Origin of the sequence: Streptomyces kebangsaanensis (genome assembly GCF_001906585.1) — a bacterium.
GTDB lineage: Bacteria > Actinomycetota > Actinomycetes > Streptomycetales > Streptomycetaceae > Streptomyces > Streptomyces kebangsaanensis.
The window spans coordinates 1-8,048 of record NZ_JUJA01000141.1; the positions used below are offsets into that span (position 1 = coordinate 1).

An 8,048-nucleotide genomic window follows, 5' to 3' on the forward strand; every position below is an offset into this window, starting at 1 on the left:
CGGCCAGTTTCTCGCCGCGCAGGACCTCCTCGGCCAGCTCCACCGTGGCGGAGTCGGCGAAGCGCGGGACCGCCACGTCCGCCAGCTCCTGCGCGGTGCGGGTCACGTCCAGGGTGGTGCCGATGCCCATCCCGGCGTCGTAGAGGAGCTTCAGCCGCTCGCGCGCCACCTCGGCCCGCCCCGACAGCGCCCGCAGCTCGGTGGTGTCCCGCAGCGTCACCACGCTGCCGGCCTGCCCGCCGTAGGGGGCGGTGGTCCGCTTGTTGACCGCCAGCAGCCGGTCGGCGCTCAGGTGCACCTCGTCGCTGGCCGCGCGCGGCGAGGCGAGCAGCCCGGCCAGGTCCGCCTCCAGGGGCAGGTCGGCCACCCGGCGCCCCTCCGCGTCCGGCGGCAGGTCCAGCAGCCGCCGGGCCTCGTCGTTGGCCAGCAGCAGCCGCCCGTCACCGCCGACGATCAGCACCCCCTCGCGCACCGCGTGCAGCACGGCGTCGTGGTGGTCGTACATCCGCGTCATCTCCACCGGCCCCAGGCCGTGGGTCTGCCGCAGCAGCCGCCGGCTCACCAGCGCCGTACCGCCCGCGGACAGGACCAGTACCCCGGCCCCCGCCCCCAGCAGCAGCGGAAGCTGCCGGGCCGCCATGCCCGTCACCCTCTCCACCGTGATGCCGACCGCCACCGACCCCACCGCCGCACCGTCCGCCCCGGTCACCGGCACGTACGAGACCACCGCACGTCCCTGGGTGGTCTCCAGGGTCTCGGTCACGGCGGAACGCGGCGGGGTGCGGGAACCGAGGACCGGCTTCCCGATGAGAGCCGGGTTGGGATGGGTGTAGCGGACCCCGTCCTTCGAGTACATGACGACCAGGTCGACACCCGTCCCCTTCATGATCTTCTCGGCGAGGGGCTGCAACTCCGCGGTGGGGTGGGGGCCGGTCATGGCCTTCAGCGTGCCGGGGTCGTACGCCAGTGTCTCGGCGACGTCCAGGGACCGGGACCGGGCGTCGTCGGTACTGTCCCGCCGGGCCTGGACCACGAGGGCGACCAGCGCCGCGACGGTGATCAGCAGCACCACCACGACCTGCAGCAGGAACACCTGGCCCGCGACGCTGCGCACCCGGAACAGGGACCGCAGCCGCCCCACGGGCGGCATCGGCCAGGACCTGCCCCTGTTCCGGGCCGTTCCTGGTGGGGCCGCGGTGGTGTTCATCGTCGCGGTTCCTTCGGTGGCGAACCGGAAGCGGGCTTCCGGTGCCGGTCGACGGGCAGGCCGATCAGCGGCTTCCGGAGCCCTGCCCGTCAGACGATGAGACGACCTTTCGGAGCACTCTGCGCATTCTCCGCGAACGAGACAACCGTACCCGTTCCTCTTCGCCTCTTCCTGCCCGCCGCGGGGGCGGGCAGGACGTTCAGCGGCCGGACCGGTCCTGGCCGTCCGCCGCGCTCGGCGTCACGGTGACGGGCGCCTCCGCCTCCTGGGCCGGGGCCAGGTTCGCGGGAACGGTGTCCCGGTGGCCGGTGAGGCGCCGGGCGATCGGCTCGGTGTAGCGGGCGGTGAGCGGACCGGCGACGACCAGGATCAGCACGTACGCGGTGGCCAGCGGGCCGAGGGAGGGCTCGATGCCGGCGGTGACGGCGAGACCGGCGATGACGATGGAGAACTCGCCGCGGGCGACGAGGGTGCCGCCGGCCCGCCAGCGGCCCTTGACCGAGATCCCGGCCCGCTTCGCGGCCCAGTAGCCGGTGGCCGTCTTCGTCAGGGTGGTGACGATCGCCAGGGCGAGGGCGGGCAGCAGGACGGGCGGGATGTCCGCGGCGTTGGTGTGCAGCCCGAAGAAGACGAAGAACATCGCGGCGAACAGGTCCCGCAGGGGGGTGAGGAGGTTGTGCGCGCTCTCGGCGACCTCGCCGGACAGGGCGATGCCGACCAGGAAGGCGCCGACGGCGGCGGAGACCTGCAGCTGCTGGGCGAGACCGGCGACCAGCAGGGTCAGGCCCAGCACCACCAGCAGCAGCCTCTCGGGGTCGTCGCTGGAGACGAGGCGGGAGATGTGCCCGCCGTAGCGCACGGCCAGCAGCAGGACCAGTCCGGCGACACCGAGGGCGATGGCGAGGGTGATGCTGCCCGCCGCGAGACCGGTCCCGGCGAGCAGGGCGGTGATGATCGGCAGGTAGACCGCCATCGACAGGTCCTCGAGGACCAGGATGCTCAGGATGACCGGCGTCTCGCGGTTGCCCAGCCGCCCCAGGTCGCCGAGCACTTTGGCGATCACCCCGGAGGACGAGACCCAGGTGACTCCGGCGAGTACGGCGGCCGCGACCGGTCCCCAGCCCATGAGCAGCGCCAGGACGGCTCCGGGGGTCGCGTTGAGCACCGCGTCCACGAGACCGGCCGGGTACTGGGTCTTGAGGTTGGAGACCAGATCGCTGGCCGAGTACTCCAGGCCGAGCATGAGCAGCAGCAGGATGACGCCTATCTCGGCGCCGATCGCCACGAACTCCTCGCTGGCGCCCAGGGGCAGCAGCCCTCCTTTGCCGAAGGCCAGCCCGGCCAGCAGGTACAGCGGGATCGGCGAGAACCGCAACCGCCCGGCGACCCGCCCCAGCAGACCCAACGCGAGGATGATCGCACCGAACTCGATCAGAAAGATCGCGGAGGAATGCATAGACTCACTCCCGCCCGAGGATCGCGGCGGCGGCGTCGACGCCCTCGCGCGTGCCGATGACGATCAGGGTGTCACCGCCGGCCAGGCGGAAGTCCGGGCCGGGGGAGGGGATCGCCTCGGCCAGGCGGAGCACGGCCACGATCGACACACCGGTCTCCGTACGCATCCGGGTGTCGCCCAGCAGCCGCCCGTTCCAGTGGGACGTCGCGGCCAGTTCGATCCGCTCCGCCACCAGTCCCAGCTCGGTGGTCGACAGCAGGTTGGGGCTGCGGTGCGTCGGTGCCAGCGCGTCGATGAGCGTCTCCGCCTCCCACGAGGTCAGCCGCACCGACAGGGCGCAGGCGTCCGGGTCGTCGTCCCGGTACGCGCTGAGGGTCCGTGAACCGTCCCGGTGGGCCACGACCGACAGTCGGCGCCGCTCCCGTGTGGTCAGGTCGTAGCGCACCCCTATACCGGGCAGCGGCGTTCTGCTCATGCGTGCAGCCCCCATGGCTGTCTCCTTGTCTGGCGTCGACGTGTCCGGCGTCGACTCGCAATTCCTGGTTGAACCTCGAAGACTTTAACTACTTCGCTTTTCCGGTTGTGCCACCGAAAGTTTCGACGGTGTCTGGCCATTGACTGATCTTGATATCCGAGCATTCGGCAGCCGGTGGACGTCGACGGGATCGGTGTAGTTGTTGAGCTGGGAGTTTGCCTTTTTTCGGACTCGCAGGGCGAGGCGAACGTTTCGAAACTCTTACCGAAACTGTTGACACTTGACGGGGTCAGCTCAACACTGCGATGCGATGCGCGGAGTCGAGCCCGCCGGGTTCCGTCGTGCTGCCCGCCCCCCACCAGCCCTCACGAGGAGGACGCACGGACATGAATGTGCTCGTCCAGGCGAAGGACCGCGGAAGCGGTCGCCTCACGCTGCTCATCAGGAGTGTCTGCGCCATCGCGCTGGCCGCCCTCGCGGCGATGACGCTGCCCGGCACGGCCCGGGCCGACACGGTCGTCACCACGAACCAGACCGGCACCAACAACGGCTACTACTACTCGTTCTGGACCGACAGCCAGGGCACCGTCTCCATGAACATGGGCTCCGGCGGCAACTACAGCACCTCGTGGAGCAACACCGGGAACTTCGTCGCCGGCAAGGGCTGGAGCACCGGCGGGCGCCGCAGTGTGAACTACTCGGGCAGCTTCAACCCGTCCGGCAACGCCTACCTGGCCCTCTACGGATGGACGACCAACCCGCTCGTCGAGTACTACGTTGTCGACAACTGGGGCACCTACCGGCCCACGGGAACGTACAAGGGCACGGTCACCAGTGACGGCGGTACGTACGACATCTACGAGACGACGCGGGTCAACGCCCCCTCCATCGAAGGCATCAAGACCTTCAAGCAGTACTGGAGCGTCCGGCAGTCGAAGCGGACCGGCGGCACCATCACCACCGGCAACCACTTCGACGCCTGGGCCCGCAACGGCATGAACCTGGGCGCCTTCAACTACATGATCCTCGCGACCGAGGGCTACCAGAGCAGCGGGAACTCCAACATCAACGTGGGCGACTCCGGTTCGGGCGGCGGCAACGGTGGTGGCGGTGGTGGTGGCTCGAACGGGTGCACCGCGACGCTGTCCGCCGGTCAGCAGTGGAGTGACCGGTACAACCTCAACGTCTCGGTCAGCGGTTCCAACAACTGGACGGTGACGATGAACGTTCCGTCCCCGGCGAAGATCATTTCGACCTGGAACGTCAGCGCGAGCTATCCCGGTTCCCAGGTGCTGACCGCGAAGCCCAACGGCAACGGAAACAACTGGGGCGTGACCGTCCAGCACAACGGCAACTGGACCTGGCCCACGGTCTCCTGCAGTACGAGCTAGTGCCGCAACAGGCAACGTTCGCCCCGTCGCGACGCCCGGCACGCTCCCCCAAGCTCTTCGAGCAGGGGGGACCCCCACTCGCCGCACCGCCCGAAAGCCCAAGTACATCCAGTACGAGGACTTCCGGCCGGCACGCCGAGAGCACGCACCGGACGCCGCTCCTTGACGGGCAAACGTTGCCTGCCGCGGCACTAGTCCCTCCGAGCACCCGACCGAGACGTCAAGGAAAGGTCCGACCCGCATGAGAACGAAGCCACTTCTGTCATTGCGTTCCCTGGTCACGACACTGGCCGCCGCCGCCCTGGCCGCCGCCGGCACCCTCACCGTCAACGCCGCCCCCGCACAAGCGGCCGCCTGCAACGGCTACGTCGGACTCACCTTCGACGACGGCCCGTCCAACGACCGCACACCGGCCGTGCTCAACGCCCTCAAGCAGAACGGGCTGCGGGCCACGATGTTCAACCAGGGCCAGTACGCCGCCTCCTACCCGTCCCAGGTGCGGGCCCAGGTCGACGCCGGCATGTGGGTCGGCAACCACAGCTACACCCACCCCCACCTGCCCCAGCAGAGCCAGTCGCAGATCGACTCCGAGATCTCCCGGACCCAGCAGGCCATCGCGAACGCGGGAGGAGGCACGCCGAAGCTGTTCCGCCCGCCCTACGGCGAGACCAACTCGACGGTGAAGTCGGTCGAGGCCAAGTACGGCCTGACCGAGGTCCTCTGGGACGTCGACTCGCAGGACTGGAACGGCGCCAGTACCGACGCCATCGTGCAGGCCGCCTCCCGGCTCGGCAACGGCCAGATCATCCTCATGCACGAGTGGCCCGCCAACACCCTCGCCGCGATCCCGCGCATCGCCCAGACACTGGCCGCCAAGGGCCTGTGCGCCGGCATGATCTCCCCGCAGACCGGTCGCGCAGTCGCCCCCGACGGCGGCGGCAACGGTGGTGGCGGTGGTGGTGGCTCGAACGGGTGCACCGCGACGCTGTCCGCCGGTCAGCAGTGGAGTGACCGGTACAACCTCAACGTCTCGGTCAGCGGTTCCAACAACTGGACGGTGACGATGAACGTTCCGTCCCCGGCGAAGATCATTTCGACCTGGAACGTCAGCGCGAGCTATCCCGGTTCCCAGGTGCTGACCGCGAAGCCCAACGGCAACGGAAACAACTGGGGCGTGACCGTCCAGCACAACGGCAACTGGACCTGGCCCACGGTCTCCTGCAGTACGAGCTAGCCCCTCCGGGTCCCCGGAGAACCCACCCGTGGCGCGGCGGTCCATGACCGTCGCGCCACGGGCGTTCCCCCGTGCCGTTGCCGTGTCGCTTTCGGACAGGCTCGGTCCCTGCCGTCGCGCACCGTGTCGTTGTTGGGCCGAACGGGTGACGTGGCGTAAGAATTGGCTGGTGCAGGCAAGGAACGCGAGTCAGGACAGGGGGAGCCGGTGAACAGCCACGACGTCACCGATGAACAGTGGGAGGGGCTCGCCCAGGTCGTCCCGTTGCGAGGCCGCGACGCCTGGCCGTCCGCGGTGGACCACCGCGCGCGGCCGGAGGTGGAGACGGAGGCGCGCCGTCGCTTCGTCGTCCTCAGGGTGAGCGTGTTCGCGGACGCCCGTGAGGTCGCCGAGACCCTCATGGCGGGCGTCCCGGTCCTGCTCGACCTCACCAACGCGGAGAACGAGGTGGCCAAGCGGGTCCTGGACTTCAGTACCGGAGTCGTCTTCGGCCTGGGCAGCGGGATGCACCGCGTCGACCGCAACGTGTTCCTGCTCACGCCGCCCGGCACCGAGGTGAGCGGGCTCATGGAGAGCGCGGCGGCCACGGGCGGATGAGCCGCGGGCCGGGTGCCGGTGGTAGACCTGGTGCCGTGACCGAGCACTCCGAGCACTCCGGGCGCCCCGACCTGGCCGCGCTGCAGCGGCGACTGGCCGAGTTCGCCGCGGCCCGCCACTGGCAGCCGTACCACACCCCGAAGAACCTGGTCGTCGCGCTCAGCGTGGAGGCGTCCGAACTCGTCGAGATCTTCCAGTGGCTGACCCCGGAGGAGTCGGCCCGCGTCATGGCCGACCCCGAAACCGCGCACCGGGTGCGGGACGAGATCGCGGACGTCCTCGCGTATCTGCTGCAACTGTGCGAGGTGCTCGGAGTGGACCCGCTGGTGGCTCTGGAGGCGAAGATCGACCGGAACGAGCGGCGGTTCCCGCTGGGGGGATGAAATCCCTTGCTGTCACTCTCCGTAGTTGTTCACGTGGTCGAAATCGATTTGTTGTCCATAGATTTCCGTCTTCCTCTGGCTTTTCGTCCCACCTGCCTTCACTCTGGGTAGTGGACAACGGGGTTCGGGCAGACGTGCGAGGGAGCACGTCGAGAGACGGGGGCAGCGCATGGACGCGGTGCGGCTCATCCTGGCGAGCAGACGTGCTCTGGCGGGGAGCGGGGAGACCCTCGTCATCCTGGCCGAGGTGTGGCAGGCGCAGGCCCTGGCGCAGGCGGTCGGCAGTCGGCTGGCGGTCTCCGGGCCACCCGAACTGCGGGGCGAGGCGCTGGGGCTGACCGAGCTGGCGGGCCGGGGCTGCGGAGTGCCGGCCGTGCCGGACCTCGACCCCGGGGACCCGCGGGCGGCCCGGCTCACCGAACTGGACGACATCCGCCAGACGTTGCTGTGCCTGGACGTGCTGCTCGGCGAGGCCGGCATCGCCCTCGTCGGCGTCGCGAGCGCGGCTCCCGACGAGGCGACGTACTGGCAGTGCGTGGAGGCGATCGACGCCGCCGACGAGTCGCGGGACCGGGTCCGCGAGATGCTGCGGAAGCTGGCGGCGCGGGAGGAGGCGCTGCCGGAGCGGGAGGCGGGCTGACGGGGCAGGATGGGAGCCATGGATCTCCGCATCTTCACCGAGCCCCAGCAGGGGGCGACCTACGACACCCTGCTCGCCGTGGCCAAGGCCACCGAGGACCTCGGCTTCGACGCCTTCTTCCGCTCCGACCACTACCTCCGCATGGGCGAGGTGGACGGCCTGCCCGGCCCCACCGACGCCTGGATCACCCTCGCCGGGCTGGCCCGCGAGACCAGGCGCATCCGCCTCGGCACGCTGATGACGGCCGCCACCTTCCGGCTGCCCGGCGTGCTCGCCGTCCAGGTCGCCCAGGTCGACCAGATGTCCGGAGGCCGGGTCGAACTCGGGCTGGGAGCAGGGTGGTTCGAGGAGGAGCACAAGGCGTACGGCATTCCCTTCCCGAAGGAGAAGTTCGCCCGCCTGGAGGAGCAACTGGCCATCGTCACGGGCCTGTGGGCGACGGAGACCGGCAAGACCTTCGACTTCCGCGGCACGTACTACGAGCTCACCGGCTCGCCCGCACTGCCCAAGCCCGCACAGGCGAAGGTCCCGGTGCTCATCGGCGGGCACGGCGCGACCCGCACACCGCGCCTGGCCGCCCAGTACGCCGACGAGTTCAACATCCCGTTCGCCTCGATCGAGGACAGCGAGCGGCAGTTCGGCCGGGTACGGGCCGCCGCGGAGGC

8 protein-coding genes and 1 pseudogene are annotated in these 8,048 nt (G+C 70.0%); 6 read left to right on the top strand and 3 right to left on the bottom strand.

Annotated elements, in window-relative coordinates:
• The 3 genes and pseudogenes from RH94_RS20770 to RH94_RS20780 form a co-directional block, all read right to left on the bottom strand.
• Positions 1-1,150 (bottom strand): annotated as a pseudogene (locus tag RH94_RS20770) (PAS domain-containing protein); the annotation flags it as partial.
• A 256-nt stretch (positions 1,151-1,406) separates the two neighbouring features.
• Positions 1,407-2,663 (bottom strand): cation:proton antiporter, encoded by a 1,257-nt coding sequence (locus tag RH94_RS20775; protein ID WP_073949022.1) that lies wholly within the window; start codon positions 2,661-2,663, stop codon positions 1,407-1,409.
• A 4-nt stretch (positions 2,664-2,667) separates the two neighbouring features.
• Entirely contained in the window at positions 2,668-3,153 is a 486-nt protein-coding gene (locus RH94_RS20780; protein WP_073949023.1) for a cation:proton antiporter regulatory subunit, read from the bottom strand.
• A 371-nt stretch (positions 3,154-3,524) separates the two neighbouring features.
• On the opposite strand from RH94_RS20780, the gene RH94_RS20785 reads away from it, so the two are divergent.
• The 6 genes from RH94_RS20785 to RH94_RS20810 all read left to right on the top strand — a co-directional run.
• Positions 3,525-4,529 (top strand): glycoside hydrolase family 11 protein, encoded by a 1,005-nt coding sequence (locus RH94_RS20785; RefSeq protein ID WP_073949024.1) that lies wholly within the window; start codon positions 3,525-3,527, stop codon positions 4,527-4,529.
• 241 nt (positions 4,530-4,770) lie between these two features.
• Positions 4,771-5,763 (top strand): polysaccharide deacetylase family protein, encoded by a 993-nt coding sequence (locus RH94_RS20790; protein ID WP_073949025.1) that lies wholly within the window; start codon positions 4,771-4,773, stop codon positions 5,761-5,763.
• A 207-nt stretch (positions 5,764-5,970) separates the two neighbouring features.
• Positions 5,971-6,360: a cell division protein SepF gene (locus tag RH94_RS20795; RefSeq protein WP_073949026.1), complete on the top strand. Its 390-nt coding sequence runs from the start codon at positions 5,971-5,973 to the stop codon at positions 6,358-6,360.
• Positions 6,357-6,743, top strand: a complete 387-nt coding sequence (locus tag RH94_RS20800; protein WP_079189122.1) for a nucleotide pyrophosphohydrolase — start codon at positions 6,357-6,359, stop codon at positions 6,741-6,743. The genes RH94_RS20795 and RH94_RS20800 overlap by 4 nt, the downstream gene beginning before the upstream one ends.
• Positions 6,744-6,912: 169 nt before the next feature.
• Positions 6,913-7,383 (top strand): DUF6099 family protein, encoded by a 471-nt coding sequence (locus tag RH94_RS20805; protein ID WP_073949028.1) that lies wholly within the window; start codon positions 6,913-6,915, stop codon positions 7,381-7,383.
• Between the two features lie 18 nt (positions 7,384-7,401).
• Positions 7,402-8,048: LLM class F420-dependent oxidoreductase (locus tag RH94_RS20810; protein WP_234425915.1), on the top strand; the 647-nt coding region annotated here is incomplete at its 3' end.